Source organism: Comamonas piscis (assembly GCF_014109725.1).
Taxonomy (GTDB): domain Bacteria; phylum Pseudomonadota; class Gammaproteobacteria; order Burkholderiales; family Burkholderiaceae_C; genus Comamonas; species Comamonas piscis.
The window spans coordinates 2476976-2496493 of the sequence record NZ_CP058554.1; the positions used below are offsets into that span (position 1 = coordinate 2476976).

At 61.9% G+C, this 19518-nt stretch carries 12 protein-coding genes; 6 read left to right on the plus strand and 6 right to left on the minus strand.

The genetic code is table 11. From position 1 onward, the window contains the following. Nucleotides 1–77 precede the first annotated feature (77 nt). Nucleotides 78–2108, minus strand: coding sequence for a hypothetical protein (locus HS961_RS11040; RefSeq protein ID WP_182327876.1), 2031 nt, complete (start codon nt 2106–2108; stop codon nt 78–80). A gap of 518 nt (nt 2109–2626) precedes the next feature. Between HS961_RS11040 and HS961_RS11045 the strand changes: the two genes are divergently transcribed. The 3 genes from HS961_RS11045 to HS961_RS11055 all read left to right on the plus strand — a co-directional run bounded on the left by HS961_RS11045 (nt 2627) and on the right by HS961_RS11055 (nt 7182). Then, on the plus strand, nt 2627–3973 hold the full coding sequence (locus tag HS961_RS11045) for a hypothetical protein (RefSeq protein WP_182327877.1): 1347 nt from the start codon (nt 2627–2629) through the stop codon (nt 3971–3973). A gap of 362 nt (nt 3974–4335) precedes the next feature. Continuing rightward, complete coding sequence (locus HS961_RS11050) at nt 4336–4848, plus strand: DUF11 domain-containing protein (protein WP_182327878.1); 513 nt, start codon at nt 4336–4338, stop codon at nt 4846–4848. Between the two features lie 54 nt (nt 4849–4902). Next, a complete protein-coding gene (locus HS961_RS11055) occupies nt 4903–7182 on the plus strand; it encodes a DUF5979 domain-containing protein (protein WP_182327879.1) in 2280 nt (759 codons plus the stop codon). A gap of 139 nt (nt 7183–7321) precedes the next feature. Here HS961_RS11055 and HS961_RS11060 read toward each other — a convergent pair whose 3' ends face one another. Further along, entirely contained in the window at nt 7322–8350 is a 1029-nt protein-coding gene (locus HS961_RS11060; RefSeq protein ID WP_182327880.1) for a DNA topoisomerase IB, read from the minus strand. 840 nt (nt 8351–9190) lie between these two features. On the opposite strand from HS961_RS11060, the gene HS961_RS11065 reads away from it, so the two are divergent. Both HS961_RS11065 and HS961_RS11070 read left to right on the plus strand, forming a co-directional pair. After that, a complete protein-coding gene (locus HS961_RS11065; RefSeq protein WP_182327881.1) occupies nt 9191–9964 on the plus strand; it encodes a hypothetical protein in 774 nt (257 codons plus the stop codon). Nucleotides 9965–10914: 950 nt separating this feature from the next. Further along, nucleotides 10915–14217 (plus strand): IPTL-CTERM sorting domain-containing protein, encoded by a 3303-nt coding sequence (locus tag HS961_RS11070; RefSeq protein ID WP_182327883.1) that lies wholly within the window; start codon nt 10915–10917, stop codon nt 14215–14217. A 187-nt stretch (nt 14218–14404) separates the two neighbouring features. On the opposite strand, the gene HS961_RS11075 is transcribed toward HS961_RS11070, so the two are convergent. Beyond that, nucleotides 14405–14872 carry a DUF1348 family protein gene (locus tag HS961_RS11075; protein ID WP_182327885.1) on the minus strand — a complete coding sequence of 156 codons (468 nt, stop codon included), beginning with the start codon at nt 14870–14872 and terminating at the stop codon, nt 14405–14407. Nucleotides 14873–14960: 88 nt separating this feature from the next. On the opposite strand from HS961_RS11075, the gene HS961_RS11080 reads away from it, so the two are divergent. After that, nucleotides 14961–15530: a TetR/AcrR family transcriptional regulator gene (locus HS961_RS11080; protein WP_182327887.1), complete on the plus strand. Its 570-nt coding sequence runs from the start codon at nt 14961–14963 to the stop codon at nt 15528–15530. Nucleotides 15531–15622: 92 nt separating this feature from the next. On the opposite strand, the gene HS961_RS11085 is transcribed toward HS961_RS11080, so the two are convergent. The 3 genes from HS961_RS11085 to HS961_RS11095 form a co-directional block, all read right to left on the minus strand. Then, complete coding sequence (locus HS961_RS11085; protein WP_238347891.1) at nt 15623–17341, minus strand: ATP-binding protein; 1719 nt, start codon at nt 17339–17341, stop codon at nt 15623–15625. A gap of 125 nt (nt 17342–17466) precedes the next feature. Beyond that, complete coding sequence (locus HS961_RS11090) at nt 17467–18159, minus strand: response regulator transcription factor (protein ID WP_182327889.1); 693 nt, start codon at nt 18157–18159, stop codon at nt 17467–17469. A gap of 83 nt (nt 18160–18242) precedes the next feature. Then, nucleotides 18243–19466, minus strand: a complete 1224-nt coding sequence (locus tag HS961_RS11095) for a Bcr/CflA family efflux MFS transporter (protein ID WP_182327891.1) — start codon at nt 19464–19466, stop codon at nt 18243–18245. Nucleotides 19467–19518 lie beyond the last annotated feature (52 nt).

Here is a 19518-nt window from a genome sequence, read left to right on the forward strand (position 1 = left end):
CGACTTCAACCAAAGCTGAGTCAAGCCAGGGGAGGGGGAAAGCACTTAGAGACGGTGCTATCCCCGCCACCCAAGCTTTACTGCTTGGCCGCCTGCATGCCGCGCGGGCCGTACTGCTTGGGTGCTGCGCCGGCCTCAAAGGCTCCAATGTCGGGTGCCTTGCCCTGGTAGCCATCGTTGATAGTGGGCAGCAGCTTGCCAGCATCGATCAGCGCCGAGCCGGGGGCAGGGCTGAAGTCATAGTCCTCTGGCTTGTAGAGGCGCTGCACATCTTCACGCACGGGCGACGATGCACGGACCAGGTCCTGATAGTCCACCTGGATGCTACCGCGCTCCTGGCCCACAGCGGCCTGCACCTCCGCCAAGGATTTGAACTTGCGCTTCTCGGTCGGCTTTGTCCAATCCATGCCGATGTCCAGTGCGGGCGTGTCCCACTCATAGGCATGCGGCGCTTCGGGGTTGAAGCGGTAGGCATTGTGCTCCGCCACCGAGTAGTTGCTGTAGCTGTTGATGCGCATCAGCGGGGCCTTGCGGTTGACGCCCAGCACGAGGTTGTTGATGACGGTCTGGTTGGGCGCGTCCATGCGCACTTCGCCAACAAAGGTGTTCTGCAGCACCAGCACATTGGCGGCGGTGCCGACCTTCATCACGCCTTCGGTGGTGGTGTTGTAGACCAGGTTGCGGAAAAAGTAGACCGGGCCGCCCAGCAAAGGCGTGGCGCTCAAAGCGCCGCTGATGCTATTGAAGCAGCGGTTGTCGAACACGCGGATGTTGTGCGCGCCGCCATCGGCCTCGATGCAGTTGTCCCCCATGTTGTAGATGTCGTTGCCGTAGAAGTCGATGGACACGGGCACGCGGTCGCGCTTTTCCAGGCCGTTGGCATCGGCGTCGGGGTCGCCGTAGGTGGCGATATCGATGCCATCGTGCCAATGGGCCACATAGTTGTGCGCCACCACATGGCCCTGGCCATAGAGCTTGATGGCGTATTCAGAGCCGTCGGGGCCGCCGAGCTTTTCCGGGAAGCCGGGCAGCTTTTCCCACTCGGCACCGCGCCAGCCCATCATCTTTTGCTGGTCATGGCGGCCGATGAAGACGTTGTCGGCAATGTAGAAGTTCTTGGAGCCCGACCAGTCATCCTGCACGCCCCGGCCGATGTTCTCCAGCCGCGAATGCTTGAGGGTGAAGCCGCTGGCGCCGGCAATGTTCTTGAGCCCCAGCAGGAACACCAGGTTGGCATTGCGGAAGGTGATGCCCTCAAAGTAGTTGTAGTTGGCGGCCATCAGGTTGAAGAAGGTCTGGGCGCCGGCGCCGTCAAAGATGACCTCACCATCGCCTGCCGCCTTGATGACGATGGGGCGCTCGGCCGTGCCGCTGGCCGTCAGGTAATAGGTACCGTCAAACAAGGTGCTGAGCGCCTTGTAACCGGGCTTGGGCAGGCCGTTCAGGTAGTTCACCCGGTCCGATTCGTATACGCCGGCATGCACCATCAGCACATCGCCGGGTTGGACGCGAGCCGGGTAGGTGCCCTGAAAGTCGGAGCTGGCCGAGCCTTCGTAATAGGCGTCCATCAGGCCGGTAAAGGCGGGCTCTTCCTTGGGGCCGGTCCAGTCGATGGGGTAGACATGGTAGACCTTGCCACCGGCTGCGGGCATGGGCTCGGGGCGGGTGCGCACCTCCACCGTGCGGGTAGCAGTGCCGCGTACGCCATCCGGGTCCGTCAGGCGCAGGCGGACCTGGTAGGCCGTATCCGGTTCCAGATCAAAGATGCTGCCCGCAAACATATTGGGGTTGGTGTAGCGGTTGGGATCGGGGTGGAAGTTGGCGCGCGGCGGCACCAGGTTACCCACGCGCTCGCCCTGCGAGCGCACCAGTGGCAGCGCAGGGCGCCAGCCGCTTTGGCCCTTGGCGCGGTATTGCACCTCAACCTTGGCATTGCGGTTGCTGTCTCCGTCGATGCGCCATTCAACGCCAATCGATTTGAGGGTGGGGGGCTCTACCCACAAATCCCGTGCAGAGACCGCGTTGGCAGAAGTGGTGGGGGCCGCAGACAAAGGAAATGCTGCGGCCATCGCCAGTGCGGCGATGGTGAAACCAAGGTTGTTATGCATTGACAGCTGGCTGGGCCAGACGCTTATGGGATGGGAGGCCGTAGTGTACGAATGGATGGGCGGCCCAGGCAGAAAGCAGGCGACATGGCCTGCCTGAATGAAGGGCGCTGGGGCAGCGGGGGTGGCGATGGGCGGAGGAGTTGGGACGCCAGCGGCCGGTTCAGCGTTGCGACATGCGCAATGCCTTGGGTAATGGAAAAACGGCGCCAGGAATCATGACAGCCATGGCTGCAATTAATTTGCAATGAGACTGTGTTAATGAATATACTTTCGTAATATTTAATATGCAGTGGTTTTCTTGGATGTATTGGGTTGTCAGCGGTTTTGGCTGTCTGTCAATCACGTAAATAAGTGATGAGGTTAACCCGGTCTTTGCTTATTCAGATTTGCTGCAGAATATTTTGGAAATGTTTGAGACTGGGGCACATGCGTGCCAGTCTTTAATATCCAGTGGCGCTCCATTTGACCGCTTTTGCGTTGAGGGCGCGTTGATTTATTCTGTATTTGAGGTTTGCTGAATGAAGATATCTCCCATCCAACAATTGGCCGCATGCACCCTGGTATCGGCGCTCATGGCGGCACCGATGGCCCATGCGGACATCCGTGAGTCGTTCACTGGTACGACAGCCTCCGGCTGGATTTTGGCTGACGACTCCAGTTTGACCGCGCCTAGCGTAGATGCTGACGGGCAACGCTGGCTGCGCTTGAATGGGCTGCAGAATGGCCAGGTGGGGCGGGCGCTGTGGACGGGTATTTCACAGCCCATTGTGGCCAATACTCCGCTGTATTTTGAGTTTGAGTATGTCTCCTGGGGCGGTACGGGTGCCGACGGCCTGGCTGCCTTTTTCTACGATGCCAGCCAAGATATGGCTGGAGCGCTTTCTGGTGGCTCTCTGGGATATTGCGCGGGAGCCGGTGCGTATATCGGCATTGGTTTGGACGAGTATGGTAATTTCTCGGGGCCTGCGAGCCCCGTCAACAGTGCCTGCGATAATGGTGCGAATGGGGTTGGCGCGACGTCGCAAAGTGTGGTCATTCGCGGGCCGGAGGATGCGCAATATCCCATGGTGGCCACGACACAGTACGGCTCAAGAATCGATCAGTTCGCTGGCTCCGAACGTCCGCCTTCGACGATGGTGCAGGTCAAGCTGGAGCCGGCGGGTGTGGGGTACAACGTGACGGTCACGCTGATCCGTTCAGGGGTGTCGACTGTTTTGCACAATGCCGTACCGTTTCCTTATGCGCCTCCCACCGATGTGCGCCTGGGATTCGCATCATCAACCGGCGATCGCGACAACATCCATGAAGTGCGCAACGCCGTATTGGCCATCCTGGCAGAACTGGACCTCAGCAAGACCTTGCTCACCCCCGCCAGTGCGGCACCTAATTCCAGCATCTCTTACACGCTCAGCTATTTCAACCGCTCTGCGTTTGATCTTCCCAGCGGGACGGTGAATTTTGAAGACGCGGTGCCTGCCCAGATCACCAACCCGACCTGGACCTGTGTCGGCACGGCATGCCCCAGCGCAAACGGCAGCGGCAGCATTCAGGCGGTGAATGCAGGCGTCTTCCCTGCCAATGGCCAAGCCGTGTTCACGGTGACGGGCACCTTGTCCAGTGCCGTTGTGAACGGGCAGGTGATTGCGGGCCTGGCCAAGGCGAGCTTTGTAGCCGATTCCATCTATGCCGGCCCTGCCAAGGAAGCCAGTGCGTCGATTACCGTCGTGGGTGCCGTAGCTCCACAAGCGGTTGCGACACCGGTTCCAGTACTGGAGGGAATGGGCCTGGTTCTGCTTTCAGCCGGCGCAGCAGGGCTGGGCATTTATGCGAAGCGCCGCCGCCCATCTGGCAACAAGCGCTCTTGATTGAACGGATCTATCTAAGCCTATGAGGCCTTGCGGTCGCCACAGGGCCCCGCAGGTTTTTTGGGTGGCAAACCATCGCCTTTGCGACGATAGGCAGTAACCACTTGTCAGGCTTTGCCAGAACGGCTCACGTGCAGCGGCCGTATCTGGCTTTGTGCATCGCAGCTTGCCTGCAGGTGGGCTTGTATAGACACACGATAAGCCCGTCGGCTTGTATGCACGGCAAAGCCAGGGTCTTCTTTGGCGCTGATTCATGGCATCGACCGCTTGTACGCGCTCTAAATCCGGTGATTGCCGACGTCTACGCGACCAGATACCGCCAGGGATGCTCTGCAAAACCCTCGCCAAGCGGGATGGGCCGGGTGATCATTGAGATCACCGGCAATTTTCCCAGCTCTGATCCCGCCAGCATCACGAACTCTGCCCGGGTAGATACTCCCGCCGGTGTGACCGATCCGGACATGGCTACTAATATCAGCGTGGTGAGTACCGCCATGTCCTATAAAACCGATTTGGCGGTGACCAAGACACAGAGCAGCAATGTGTTTGCATCGGGGGTTCCGGTGACCTACACGATGACCGTGCAGAACAATGGCCCCGCCAGCGCTGATGGCGCCAATATTCGAGACAACCTGACGAATTTTGCCAATTACATGTCGGGCTCGCCTTATGACTACCTGACCATTACCAATACCTTTGTCAGCTGCACGGCATCGGGTGGAGCCATTTGCCCCGCCAGTTCCAACTTCAATAGCCAATCTGCCACCGGGATTGACTATGCGTTATTCAATACCTCCGTGCCCACCTTGCCGTCGGGAGGTTTGATCATCGTTGTCTACACGATGACGCCGACCATTACCGGTGCACAGCGCTGAAGTACCGGCACCGGGTATTTGCAAAACAGGTTTGAGGCATCGGTACCTGCCGGTATGACCGATTCCGATTACAACAACAATGCGGCGCAGGTCAGCCTCTCCACACCGCCGTCGCCCAACTGCCCGCAGGCAGATCTGGCAGTGACCAAAACGCAGAGTACGGATGTATTTGCCGCTGGTGCTCCGGTGACTTACACGATGACCTTGCTGAACAGCGGCCCCAGTGCCGCCGATGGCACGAATATCCGCGATGCCATTACGAGCTTTGCCAACTACAACGCAGGCGCTCCCTACGATTACATCAGCATCGAAGCCAGCTTTGTTGGCTGCTCCGCTTCTGGCGGCGCGGTGTGCCCGGCGGATGCCAATTTCAACACGGTATCGGCGACCGGTATTGATTACACCTTGTTCGATACGACGGTCCCCAGCCTGCCTGTCGGTGGTGCACTCACGGTTGTCTACACGATGACGCCAACCATTGTGGGCACGCAGCGCTGCAGCACGGGGGCTGGGTACATCCAGAATGAGTTCCGAGCGAACTTGCCCAGCGGCCTGACCGACAGCAACTACAACAACAATGCGTCGCAGGTCACCATCCAAACGCCTCGCGCGCCTGATTGCCCGCAAACCGACCTGGAAGTCACCAAGACGCAAAGCAGCAACGTGTGTGTCGCCGGGCAGCCCATCACCTACACGATGACCTTGCTCAACCATGGTCCCAATGCGGTGGACCAGGTGCAGATCACCGATTCGATCACCAACTTTGCCAATTACACCTACGGCGCGCCTTACCAGTACATCAATACCAGCACGGCCTTTGTCGGCTGTACGGCTGCAGGAGGCGCGGTCTGCCCCGACGCATCGAATTTTGGCAGCCCATCGCAAGCGGGGATTGACGTGATGCTGTTCAGCACCTCGGTCCCCAAGCTGCCGGTGGGCGGAACGGTGACCGTGGTGTATACGATGACGCCGACGGCGCTGCCGGTTCCTTCCTGCGGCAACAGCGCTTCGAGCTATATCCAGAACACCTTCTCTGCCTCCGTGCCCGCTGGCTACACCGATGTGGGCCCGGCCGCTAATTCGGCCAGCGTGTCACTGCCAGTCAGCTGCGCGGATATTTCGGTGAACAAGAAGGTGGACCCGGTGACCACCAGCGTGAGCGGATCTGCCGTGGTGTACACCATCGATGTGGCCAATGCCGCTGGCTCGGCAGCTGCCAGCAATGTAGCTTTCTCGGACCCTCTGCCCAGTGGCTTTGTCTACAGCAACGCCGTCTGTACCGCCCAAACCCCCAATGCCATCTGCGGTGCCGTGGCCTATGACGCCGCCAGCCGCACAGTGAGCAGTACCATTTCGACGCTTCCAGAAGGCGGCATCGTGCGCTTTGTCATCACCGGATCGGCCGGCAACACAGCTGGCACCTTTGCCAATACCGCCTCCGCCGCCGTGGCGCCTGGCTGGCTGGACCCGGTGCCCGCATCCAACAGCAGCACGGTGAACTTCCAGATCTTCAACACCAGCTCGCTAATCACCGTCACCAAGAAAGTCGCAGGCTTGCCAGCTGCAGGCATGCCCGCAGCGATGACGTTTACCGGCACCATCACCTGCGGTGCGCAGGCACCGCAAAAGTGGTCGGCAACCGTGGCCGCTGGCGCGCTGAGCGGCGACAGCGCGGCCTTGACCTTCTACGACAAGGATGCCTGCACCGTGACGGAGGATACGCCGCCCGCAGCGCCCAATGGCTATACCTGGGTGGGCTCGGCAACCATTGCTCCCAACCCAACCAATGTGCTGGGCCCGACCACGCCCTTGTCGGAGGTGGTGACCAATACCTTGTCTGCGCTGCCGCCCTGCAAGCTGACGATCATCAAGATCGCGCTGACCGCGACGGGTAGCCCTGCCACCGGCACTGCCAGCTTCAGCTTTGCTGGCTCCGGCGCCGGTGTGCCAGCAACCACGGTGGTAGTGACCAATGCTGGCGCTGGTAGCCAGGCCATCGACGACCTGGCAGCCGGCCAAACCTACACCTGGACGGAAACGGCTCTCGCCGGCTGGAAGCTTGACAGCATCCAGTGCACCGACCAGAACGGGGCCGCCCCGACAAGCACCATCACCACCGATGTGGCGAAGCGGCAGCTGGGCATTGCCCTGGCGAGTGGCGAAGCCCTGGTCTGCACCTTCACCAACCGCCAGACGGACACCACGGTTCCACCCGATGAACCTAGCGGCAAACTCAAGGCCGTGCCTGTGATGGATGCATGGAAGCTGTTGCTGATGGCCTTGGCCGTAGCGGCTCTGGGCATGGCCGGGCTGCGCCGCGCAGAGCGCCGTTAAACACAGCATTGGCTGCGCAAGCGCCGATACCCTGCGATGGGTATCGGCGTTTTTTTGTGCGCTTATCTGTGGGGCTGCAAGGCAGGGCCGGGCCCGCCCGTATACGGCTTGTGTGCACGGCTGCCGGGTTGGCGCTCTTTCAGATTTTGCGTTTGCGCTTGGCTTGCCCGCTGCTCAAAAACGCCATCAGCGTGCGCTCGGCCGCATGCAGGCCGGAGCTGCCCCGCAGCTTTCCCGCATAGGCATCACATCGCGCCCCGCCTTCGGGGCCTTCGCAGACTTCCATCACCAGTGGGTGGATATAGAACTTGCGGCACACCGCGACGGTATTGCCCAGGTGCTGGGCGACCTGCTTGACGATATCGGGGCCCGTCAGCGGTGTATCGCTACTGCGCGACTGCAGCGCCAGTGACAGGGCCAGCACGCTGCCATGCCAGGTGCGAAAGTCCTTGGCGCTGAAATCCTCACCCGCAATCTCATGCAGATAGGCGTTGACATGTTCTGAGCGAAGTTGCTTGCGCTCGCCCTCGTCATCCAGATACTGGAACAGCCGCTGACCCGGCAGATCCTGGCAGCGCCGCACAATGCGCGCCACGCGCGGGTCTTCCAGCTCGACTTGCTGCTCCACACCGCTCTTGCCTTTGAATGCCAGCTGGATGCGCGAGGCGCGCATCTTCAGATGGCGGTTGCGAAGGGTCGTTAGGCCAAATGATCCGTTCTCGCGCGCATAGCTGTCATTGCCAATGCGTAGCGCCGTGGTGTCGAGCAGGCGCACCACCGCAGCGGCTACCGACGTCTGCGAGGTACCACCCGCCTTCAGGTCGCGCTGGATGCGGCGGCGAATCAAGCCCAGCTTGGCCGCAAAGGCCGCCATGCGGTCGAACTTGGTTTGTTTGCGCTGCTCTTGCCACAGCGGGTGGTAGCGGTACTGCTTGCGTCCTCGGGCATCGCGGCCGGTGGCCTGCAGGTGGCCCTGCGGATCGGGGCATATCCACACATCGGTGTAGGCCGGGGGGATCACCAACAGGCGAATGCGCTCTAGCTCGCGCGGATTTTTGATGGTTTGCCCGCGCTGGTTTTGGTAGACAAAGCCATCGCCGCGTTGGACGCGTTGCCACCCGGGCGAGGCATCTGTGACATAAGCCAGCGGCTTCTGGGGTCTGACCATGTTTGCGGCCTTTGTGCATTGGACGAACGGATGGCCTGATCGTAGGCCTGTGCTTGGCGGCTGGCTGTCAGCGCCCAGCTTGCATGCCGCTGCTGTTTTGGCGCATCCCGGCCTCAGACAGGCGGAGTGGCCTTGGGTTGCTCTATGCAGAAGGCGGACGAGGGGTGTGGAGAGATCTCGCAAAGTTCAACGCGCTTACACGATCTGCTTGTAAGCTCAAATCGCTTCATTTTGTAGTTTCTGTAATCTTGGATAGATTTCATCAAATAAATATGTAAAGTCAATTTTCCAAACAAAATTGCAAAAAACCAAATGCAAAAGCCTGATGGTGACCACCAGGATGTCGTCCAAAGACTGGCGCGCTGAGAGAAGAGGGTGCCGAGCTGCTCGCCCGCAGGCCAGCGCAGGGTACCGGCGACCATAGGCGTTTGTCGTTGATTGGCGGCAAGCTTGACGAGCTGACACAGCGTTTATCGCAGCGGACTGGGCCAACGACCGATGGCATGTTGTCAACTAATGACGATTGCGACTGATGGTCTGATGGTTTTGGGCGCTTCGGAGGCCAAACCTTCCGAAGGCTTCATTGCGTTGCTCGCCACCATGAATGCTTTGCCCGGGTGCCAGGGGCGGCTTTGTCGTGATGACTTACGACCGGGCATCGAGGTGAACTGTGCTGCAATTTCGCAACAAATGTAGTTGAAGGTAAGAAATTCAGGCAAACTGCTGCCGGCTTTTCGACTGCCAGGCCATCTAAGAGGTGTGACCTGTCGGTAAAAATCTTTCCCATAAGTCCGAGTCTTGCCTTTTGCTGCATCGCCTTGAATAGCAGTTAAGTTTTATATGAATCAGAAAAAATTACATCTAACAGTGATTGCCAGTGTTTTGGGGTCAGCACTTCTAAGTGCCTGTGGCGGCGGAGGTGGCGGCGACGAGACGAACCCTTCTGTACCCGCACCCGTGCAAGCTGATTCTGAAGCATGCGTGAACAAGGCTCTCTATACCGCGGGGACCTTCGTCGAGTATGTGAATGTGGGTAGCGCTGGCGAAAGTGAAGAGGTGATCATCACCGTACAGCCCTACACCTCGACGCGCAGTTCAGTGCCTATGGTGCAGTACTGGACAGGTCTGTTGTTCGACCGTAACCCCGCAGTCTTGTACAGCGTAGAGCAAGACTTTGTTGTGGAGCACGGCGCCACCTTCGGAGATGTTGCAACGCAATGGATTACTCCTCCTGTGCGTCGTCCAATCCGAATGCAAACCGGTGACGTCTTCCGCTCAGACACCATTTCCAACATGTATGACAGTATCGCGCCTGATACGCCCTACGGAAAAACTCGCTCCCAGGCTGAAAAAACCTATGTGGGGCGTGAAATAGTGGAGACTGCGCTGGGCCGCTTTGAAGCCTGTCGTTTCCAGATCAATCGAAAATCCACCTTTGGGCTAGACGAGCCGACGCAGACGGTTATTTCAAGCCGCCTAACGCAGTGGGTCGCAGCAACCGCTCCCTACCGTGGCCTCATCCTGAAATATGACCTTACGTCCCAGCGTGAAGGTGAGCCAGAGACCCACACACAACGGGAGATCTCCAAGGTCACTACCTTTGATTTGAAGTAAGCCTGAGTCGGGCGAGCAAGGATGTGCAGACCCGACGACATCTCGGCGCCGTGACCGTCAAGCCTTCCGGATTCAATGCCATCCCCCTGAATTCAGCCATCCGCAGTCGAATCACTAATTTACGGGATGGCAAAACCGGCCGGCCCCTTTAGTCTGCCCTCCATACAAGACCGGGGGTAACTATGGTTAGATTTGGCAACGCTGGTAAGGCCGACCGGCGGGATCGATGCAGCGGGGTCGGGCTGAGGACGGGAAGCGAACACGCTGACCAGCACAGGTCGACTGGCAGTGGCTTGCGTCGGCTGGTCTTGCTGGGTGGCTTGGTCGTGGCTTCGGTACTGCCGTTGGCGGCGCAGGCTAAAACTTATTTAGTTAATTCCTTTGATAGCACGCTCGTCAATGCGTCGGGCTGCGATGTGGGCAATAGCGGCACCTGTACGCTGGGTAATGCCATTTTGGCGCTCAATTTCGACAGAGATACCACTGGAACAGCACGCATAGAGTTCGATACCACCGTGTTTTCGGTACCGCGAACTATTAGCGGCTCGCAGTTGACGCCGTACTACAACGTGGACATTGTCGGCCCAGGCGCGCATCTGCTAAGCATTAGCGCTCCATCTTCGCCAGCTGTTTTTCGCTTCAATGCCAAACAAGGCTCTAGCAGCACAGGCAATCCGCTGGTGATTGGGCTTTCAGGCCTGCGTATCAGTAACTCAACGCTGGGTATCAACAGCGCTGCCACGCTAACTGTTGATAAATCCTGGATCGAAGGCAACAGCAACTCGAGCACAGCCAGCGGCGGCGGCATCCGAAACACAGGGAACCTGACTTTGCGAAGCAGCACGGTGGCCAACAACAGGACCACCAATGCTTCTACTGGTTACGGAGGCGGTATCTTCAACGATTCATCCGCAACGCTGGTTATTCACAACAGCACTATTGCTGCCAACGTGGCTCGTCAAGGTGGCGGCATCTACAACAACTCAGGCGCCTTGGCCATCCACAATTCCACCATCAGCGCAAACCAGGCTACTGACTGGGGCGGGGGTATCTTCAAGACCGGTGCGGCACCCTTAGTAGCCAACTCCATCATTCGCGGCAATAGCGCGCCAACCAACCCGGATGTGGTGGGTGCCATCACCAGTCAGAATAGCTCGGTTTACCTTGCCAACACAGCCGACCCAGGCCAACCTGCGATCAGTCTTTATGCTCTAGGCTCCTACGGCGGCACCATGCCCACGATGCCTCCATTGGCGGGTTCGCCAGCACTGGCCTTGGGCCGCTTTGTGGCAGGCGAGTTGGACCTTGACCAGGTCGGTGCACCGCGCCCATCAACCGTGGGTGCGGTCATTGATGCAGGTGCCGTGCAAGGCCAGGGCTATACCGTGACCATTGCCAGCCCTTCGCCTTTCCCCAGCCCAGTGGCACCAGGCGCAGCATTGCCGGTGACGGTGAGTGTGCAAAGTGGGGAGCAGCCACTGGCGGGTGTCACCCCCGCATTGCGCGCCAGCGTACATGCGGGCCTGGGCTCTACCGCCAGCTGCGCGCCCAGCAATGCCAGCGGTCAGGCGGCTTGCACAGTCACATTTACCTTGACGGGATCAGCACCGGTAGAGGGAGTCAGCTTGAGCGGCTTGCTGGGTGCGGCATCTGCGACTAGCTCGGCTTTTACCGTGGCCGCTCAGCAGTTGGGCAGCTTTGGTATCACGCTGCCAGCACAGGTCGCGGCGGGTCAAGGGTTCAGCTTCACCGTCAATGCACTGGATACCGGTGGGAATCCGATGCCCAGCTACAGCGGTACGCTGAAATTCAGCAGCAGTGATGCTGACGGGCTGTTGCCCGCAGATTCCACGCTGACCGCCGGAGAAGGCAGCTTTAATGCCACGTTGAGCGCGACCGGCAGCCAGCAGATCACCGTGGCGGATAGCGTGGCCAACCCTGCCATTGAAGGTTCGGCCAGCACCCAGGTCCTGCTATTGCAACCCACCGTCACAGGCCTGACGCCCGGGTTTGCCGATGCCGCCGGCGGCACGGTGGTGACGGTGACCGGCAGCAACTTCGATGTGACGGCCCGCGTGCAATTCGCTGGGTTTACCTATATCGATCCTTTCAACGTGACGCCCACCTCGCTCAGTTTTGAGGCGCCCCCCGGTACGGCTGGCAACGATGCAGCGGTGCAGGTCTTTACCCAGGGCTGCTATGTGGCACCGCCGGCGACCAACTGCATGAGCCCCATCACGCCGGCCAGCGTGCTGCACTTCTTTGCCGCCAGCTATGTCGTCAACAACCCCGGCGACAGCGATGGCAGCAACCCGCAGGCCTGCGCCCTAGGCAATGCCCAGACCTGCACCCTGCGCGATGCGGTGCTGCAGGCCAATATGCTGGGCGGCGCGCCAGTGATTCAGTTTGATCCGAGTGTATTCAGCGCTGCTGCGCCGCAGACCATTAACTTGACCAACGGCCAGATCAGCCTGGCCAAAAGCATGACCATTCAGGGGCCGGGCGCGGATGCAGTCACCATCAGTGGTGGCGGCATCAGCCGTGTCTTGCAGATCGAAGCCGCTGCCCAGCCGGTGCGGGTGGCGGGCCTGACCCTGGCGCAAGGCAGCTCCAACGGCGGCAGCGCGGTGCTTAACCATTCCACCGGCTTGGTGCAGCTGCAAAACCTGGTGCTGGCCAACAATGCTGCCACGCCCGCAGGCTACAGCGGTGGCAATGCCGCATTGGTCCAGGCTGGCTCGGGCGGCGCCGTGTACTCGGATGGCACGGGCGTGTTGGAGATTGAAGGATCCACCTTCGACAGCAACAGCACTGCGCAGCTGGGTGGCGGCCTGTTGCTGGCATCGGGCAGCACCGCAACCCTGCGCAGCAGCACCTGGGTGTCCAACCAGGGCGACCTGGGCGGCAGTGCCTTGGCCAACCTGGGCAGCGTGGCACAGATCGAGAACAGCAGCTTCAGCGCCAATGCCAGCCCGAACGCGGCCGGCCAAGGGGGCACCCTGTTCAGCCAGGGCCTGAGCCGTTTGGTGCTGCTGAACAGCACGGTGGCAGGCAATAGCAGCGGGAATGTCGGTGGTATCAGCGGCGCGGCCGACGGCAGCAACACCCCCAGCCTGAGCTTGGTGAACAGCATCGTGGCTGGCAACAGCGGCAGCGCTGGGCAAGCGGCTGACATCCGCAGCGCGGGCCTGACTGTCAGCGATGGCGGTGGCAATGTCTTTACCCAGGACACACCTACGACCATCGACCCTGGCCTGGCACCGCTGGGCAACTACGGCGGCAATACCCAAACCCTGTTGGCGCTGCCGGGCTCGCGCAGCATTTGCGCAGGCGTGGCCAGCGCGGCAGAGGTGACAGTGCCAACGCAGGACCAGCGCGGCGCCGCGCGCCCCTATGTGGCCGACGGCCTGGTGCCCGCATCCTGTGTGGACGCGGGTGCCGTGCAAAGCCATTACGCCATGCAGTTCAGCGTTCAGCCTTCGGCCGTGGCGCTGAACACCCCCATGCTGCCAGCGCCGCAAGTGAGCTTGCAGGAAAATGGCCGCGCCTTTAACAGCAGCAGCTACCCAGCCCTGGCCACACTCGCCTCGCTGGGCAGCGTGCAGCTGGCCCAGGGCCCGGGCACGGGCCGCCTGGCCAAGTTGGTGTTGGCCGAAACGCCGGTATCGGTAGACCTAGCCACTGCGACCGGCACCGCCGTGTTTGACGACCTGGAGTTTGCCCAAGCCGGCAGCCACAGCCTGGTCGCCAGCCTGGCGCTCAACCCCAGCCTGGCCGAGCCGGCCGTGCTGCAAAACAGCAGTGCCAGCTTTGCAGTCGGCCAGTCCGCCGCACAGATCAGCCTGGAGGCCAGCCCGCAGCAAGTGCAGCAGGGCCAAGCGGTGACCTTGACCGCCACGGTCACCGGCAGCGCCCCTGGCGGCACCGTCACCTTCAGCGATGGCGCCAACGTGCTCTGCGGCGGCCCTGTGGCCCTGGTGACCGTGGGCGATACGGCCACTGCCAGTTGCACCACCACCGCGCTGGCCCAGGGCGAGCGTTCCATCACCGTCAGCTACAGCGGCGATACCAACAACGCTGGCGCTGTGAGCTTGACCCCGTCGCAGGTGGTGGTCACCGCGCCTCCGGGCAACGGCGGTACCAACCCGATAGCGGTCCCTGCGCTGTCAGGCTGGGCGCTGGCCTTGTTGGCGGCGCTGATGAGTGGGATGGGTTTGCTGGGGCGCCGCGTGGTGGCGCGCAAGGCGGATTGAGTGCGGTGGGGATTCGGGCCAGCCTCCCGGTCTCCATCAAGCGCTCGACCTATCCGGGCTCAGCTCCGCGACGTTCCACCTTGCGTTGCAAGAGTTGGGCCCCGCATTGGGGAACTGGTTTGCATGTAGGACCAGTGCGAGCTCGGCACCCGCGCTAAGCCTCTACCCGTCTGTCCCTGGTTCTCTCTTACAGCCCTAGCTCCGACAGCCCAGGATGGTCATCCGGCCGACGGCCGAGTGGCCAATGGAACTTGCGCTCGGACTCTTTGATCGGCATGTCGTTGATGCAGGCGTAGCGACGGCGCATCAGGCCGTCGGCTTCGAACTCCCAGTTCTCGTTGCCGTACGAGCGGAACCAATGGCCTGCGTCGTCATGCCACTCATACGCATACCGGACGGCGATGCGGTTGCCTTCATGCAACCACAGCTCTTTGATGAGCCGGTAGTCCAGCTCCTTGTTCCACTTTCTTTCCAGGAAGGCCTGGGCCTCTGCTCTGCTGTGTGCGAATTCGGCGCGGTTGCGCCACTGGGTGTCCAGCGTGTAAGCCATTGCGACTTTGGCGGCATCTCGGGTGTTCCAGCCGTCTTCGGCCAAGCGCACCTTTTGAATGGCGGTTTCGCGGGTGAAGGGGGGCAGGGGTGGGCGCGTTTCCATGGGGAGACCTCTTTCAAAATGAATGTAGAACGATCTGTCTACAAACCTAATGCTAGCGCATGTGGAACGATCTGTCTACAATGCCCACATGCCTTCTGCAAAATCCTCTTCAGACGCCCTGCCTCCACGGGAGCGCATCCTTGTCGCCGCGCACGCGCTTTTCTACCAAGAAGGCATCCGAGCCACCGGCGTAGATAGGATCATTGACCAGGCTTCCGTTAGCAAAGTCACGTTCTACCGCCAATACCCGAGCAAAGACGAGCTGATCCGGGCCTACCTGGACTACCGCCATGGCCTGTGGATGTCCTGGTTCGAGACGAGTTTGACGCAAGCTCTCCATGCAGGAGCGCCTGCCGCGCAAGCGCTCAGCACCAGCTTGCGGGCCTGGTTCAGCCGAGCTGATTTTCGGGGCTGTGCTTTTCTCAATGCAGCGGCAGAGCTGGGCTCGTCGGACCCGGAGATTTTGAAGGTGGTGCGCCAACACAAGCAGGAGATGGCCGCGGTGCTAGACAGCCTGATGGCCAGCGATGGGGTGCCTGTGGGGCCTGCGTTATCGCTGCTGATCGATGGCGCCATCGTCCATGCGCAAATGGGCCAGCCTTTGGATGACGTGATGGACGCGTTCGACGCGACGGCTGCGGCGATTCTTCAGCGCTGAGCGGCGAGGAAGCAGGCTGTGCAAGCTTGCAGTAAGAATGGGGATGGTTGCTTCAGCTGAAGCGCACCCTCAACGGAGGTGCTCGGCGAACCTCAGGCCTTTGGTGTTTCAGCATCTTCTGCATCCTTGGGCAGCGGCACCCGCAGCACCACCGTCGTCAGCCCGCCTTGCGAGCCCACCGACAACTGCGCGCCCAGCCGCTGCGCCCGGGCCTGCATGCTGCGCAGGCCGGTGCCGTGCGTGGGGCTGTTGGCCGCTTTGGCCGCAGGCAGGCCCACGCCGTTGTCTTGTACCTGCAGCAGCAGCTGGCCGGCCTCGCGGGCCAGCACCACGTCCACCCGTTTGGCGTGGCTGTGCTTGAAGGCATTGGTCAGGGCCTCCTGCAGAATCCGCAGGACATCTAGGCTGGCGCTGGTGGGCAGGTGCAGCTGGTCGATATGGCTCAGCTGCCAATGCACCTCGATGTCATGCACCTCGAAGAGCTGGCTCATGCGGTAGCGCATGGGGGCGAGCAGCTCGCCCAGCGACAGCTCGCCATAGTGCTGGGCGGAGGCCAGGTCGATGATCAGCCGCAGGTCATCGCGCATGCCTCGGAGCATGCCCAGTACCTGGTCGGGCGGCAGCGAGCCGCGTGTGCGCTCCAAGGTGGTGATATTGCCGATCAGCATGCCGCCCAGGCCGTCATGCAGGTCGTGGGCAATATTGACGCGCTCGCCCAGGCGGGCCTGCAGCAGCTCCAGCTCATGGCGGCCGGCCAGCGACTCGGTCAGCTCGGCGCGGGCCTCGGCCACATGGTGCTGCATCTCGTCGTTGAAGCTCTCGACGCGCCGGGTGTTCTGCACAAAGGTCCAGGCCAGGGTCAGCGCAATGCCCACGGTGGCCAGCGGCTCGGTGTAGGTGGCCAGGTAGAAGTTGTCGTCCACGATGCGGGTGAAGACCAGCAGGTCATGCGCCATTGCCAGGACGCTGGCCAGCGCCGTGAGCGACAGCAGGCGCTGGGCCTGGTTGCCATTGCGCCAGGCCAGGCCGACAAACACGCCAGCGGTGGTGAACAGCAGGGCCGACGAGGCCCAGGCCATCACGTTGCGCATGGTTCTGAGCTGGTCATCGGGCGCCAGCAAGGTGGCGGCCGACAGCAGGGCAATGACCAGCCACATGGCCGCTTCGCGCCTGGGCCAGCGGCGCCCCATGAAGCGCAGCACAAACATGGCATTGCAGCCGTGGTAGAGCACATAGGCGATCGACACCACGGCCGAGTAGGTGTGGATGTGGCTGAAAGGCCAGGGGGTGGCGCTGACAAAGTTGACGGTGAAGCCCACCCAGGCGGCCTGGCGTGCGGCGTACCAGCCGTAGGCGGACTCTTGGCGGCGCATCAGCCACAGCACCAGGAAGAAGCAGCCCAAGGTCGCCCCCACGCCCAGGTGCAGCCAGTTGAGGTTTTGCCGCACCAGGTAGCTGTCCTGCTGCGCGGTGCGCAGCAGCTCGGGTGGGCCGATCTCGATAGGGCCCAGCGCAGGCTGGTAGGCGTAGTAGCCACTCACGCGGATCAGCAGCTCGTTGCTGCCGCTGTGCAGCAGCGGCGCGGGCAGCACCAGGTAGCGCGGCGTGTTCCAGCTGCGCGTCATGGGTTCAGTCAGATACGGGTCGCGCTGCAGCTCCACGCCGTTGACCGAGATGACGCCGGCATGGATCAGGTAATGGATGTAGAGGCCCTGGGTCTGCGGCTCGCCGCTGATGTCCCAGCGCAGCCGGTACCAGACGACGCCGCTATAGCCGGGCCATTGCTGGTTCCAGTCGTTGGGCACCTTCACTGGAACCCAGCCGGTGTTGGGCGGCTGCTGGGCATCCCAATCCGAACGTACGGCCTCGGCCGTGCCCGGCCAGGGCTGGCCTTGGGCTTGCGCGGTCAGCGCCAGGCACAGCGCTGCCAGGCAGATCAGCGCAGCAAGCCATGCTCGCGTGCACGCCGCAAGGCCTGTGTGCGCGAGCTCACGGCCAATTTGTCGTAGATATGCCGGATATGGGTGTCTATGGTCCATCGGGATAGGTGCAGGCATTCGGCGATTTCGCGGTTGCTCATGCCCTCGGCCACATGGTCGAGGATCTGCCGCTCGCGTTCGGTCAGGGCTTCGCGCAGTGCCGGGTCGGGCGGCTGCACGGGTGTGGGCTGGCGCCCAGGCGTGCGGCCCACCAGGTCCAGAATGCGCCGGGCAATGAAGGGATCGATGGGCGCGCCGCCCTTGAGCACATTGCGCACCGACAGTGCAATCTCCAGGTCGTCGCGCTCCTTGAGCACATAGCCATTGGCGCCGGCGCGCAGTGCACCCAGGATCATCTCCTCGGTGCTCCAGGCCGACACCACCAGGATTGGTAGCACGGGATTGCGCGCGCGCAGCCAGTCAATCAGGTCAATGCCATTGCCATCGGGCAGGCCCAAATCCACCAGCGCCATCACCATGGGCTGCAGGCCGCCTTCGGGCGCGGTCACCAATTGCTGGCACTCGGCCAGCGAGCCGGCCTGGCACAGCTGCTCGGGCGTCACGCCCACCGAGCCCAGCACTTCGCCCAGGCGGGCGAGCATGTCGGGGTCGTCATCAACCAGCAGTACGGGGAGGGGCGCAGGGGTCATCGCTACATTTTGACGCAAACATGGCAGGCTGCCATCCCGCATTTACGGTAAATGCAGCAGCCTTGCCATGCGCCGCCCTTGCTTCAGTGGCCCGCTAACGCATTGAGCGAGGCGGGAGCCTGCTTGGCGCTGAGCCTTGTGAGCAGCAACAGCAGCGCAGAGGCCAGCAGCATAAAGCCGAGCCAGGGCGTGGTGCCTAGTACCACCACCTTGCCGGCCAGCGGTGTGGCGGCTGATGAGATGCTGAGCTGGAAGGCACCCAGCAGCGCGGCGGTGGAGCCCAGCGCGCTGTGCTGCGAGCCCATGGCCATCGACATCAACGTGGCCTCGGCCATGCCCAGCCCCCACATGGCGATGAACATGCCCAGCACGATGCCGGGCAGGCCCAGCTGCGCCGCAGCGGCGGCCAGTGCCAGGCCAGAGCCCGCCAGCATCAGCATGGCGCCGATGACGGCCAGCCGGGCGACCCCTGCGCGCTGCACCAGTTTGACGCTGGTCACTGCGCCCATCAGCACGGCCACGCCCGTGGCGCCAAACACCAGGCCAAAGCGGTCCGGACTGAGCCCAAAGCGCTGCTGGTAGACCAGGGAGGCACCTGCGATGTAGATAAACAGCACAAAGAAAGCGCTGGACAGGGCCAGTGCGGGCAGCAAGAACGAGCGGTCGCTGGCAATGCGGGCGTAGGTGCTGGCAACCGCCCGCAGCCGCAGCGGCAAGCGGGCTGCGCGTGGCAGGGTTTCAGGCAGCGCGACGGCGCTGTTCAGCAGCACCAGCAGGCCCATGGCAGCCAGCACGAGCATGACGCCGCGCCAGCCGTAGTGCACATCGACATAGCCGCCCACGGCAGGCGCCAGCACGGGCGCCAGGCCCTCAATGGTCATCAGCAAGGCAAACAGCTGGGCGGCGCGCGCACCCTTGGCCACATCGCGCACCGAGCTCATCACCACCACCAGGGTGAGCGCGCCTGCCAGCCCTTGCACAAAGCGGCTGGTGAGCAGGATGCCGATGGAGGGCGCCTGGCTGGCCCAGAGCGAGGCCAGCGCAAAGGCCAGCAGCCCTGCCAGCAGTGGGCGCCGGCGGCCAAAGGCATCGACGATGGGGCCTAACAGCAGCTGGCCCAGGCCCATGGCGAGCAGGAAAACGGTCAAGGTCAGCTGCACCTGGGCATAGGGCACCGCCAGCTCGGCGGCGATCTCGGGCATCGAGGCCAGGTACATGTCGGTGGCCGAGGGGCCGAGCACGGCAATCAGCGCAAGGGAGGCAGCAAAGCGCAGGCCGCTGCCGGGTGGGTTGGAATCTTGAGTCATGGAAGGGTGTGCTGTAGCAGCATGGAAATGGGGAGGATGCGGTGGAGTGCAG

Coding starts and splice junctions, on each gene's coding strand:
- HS961_RS11040 (WP_182327876.1), bottom strand. CDS start 2,108: ATGCATAACAACCTTGGTTTCACCATCGCCGCACTGGCGATGGCCGCA.
- HS961_RS11045 (WP_182327877.1), top strand. CDS start 2,627: ATGAAGATATCTCCCATCCAACAATTGGCCGCATGCACCCTGGTATCG.
- HS961_RS11055 (WP_182327879.1), top strand. CDS start 4,903: ATGACCGATTCCGATTACAACAACAATGCGGCGCAGGTCAGCCTCTCC.
- HS961_RS11060 (WP_182327880.1), bottom strand. CDS start 8,350: ATGGTCAGACCCCAGAAGCCGCTGGCTTATGTCACAGATGCCTCGCCC.
- HS961_RS11065 (WP_182327881.1), top strand. CDS start 9,191: ATGAATCAGAAAAAATTACATCTAACAGTGATTGCCAGTGTTTTGGGG.
- HS961_RS11075 (WP_182327885.1), bottom strand. CDS start 14,872: ATGGAAACGCGCCCACCCCTGCCCCCCTTCACCCGCGAAACCGCCATT.
- HS961_RS11080 (WP_182327887.1), top strand. CDS start 14,961: ATGCCTTCTGCAAAATCCTCTTCAGACGCCCTGCCTCCACGGGAGCGC.
- HS961_RS11090 (WP_182327889.1), bottom strand. CDS start 18,159: ATGACCCCTGCGCCCCTCCCCGTACTGCTGGTTGATGACGACCCCGAC.
- HS961_RS11095 (WP_182327891.1), bottom strand. CDS start 19,466: ATGACTCAAGATTCCAACCCACCCGGCAGCGGCCTGCGCTTTGCTGCC.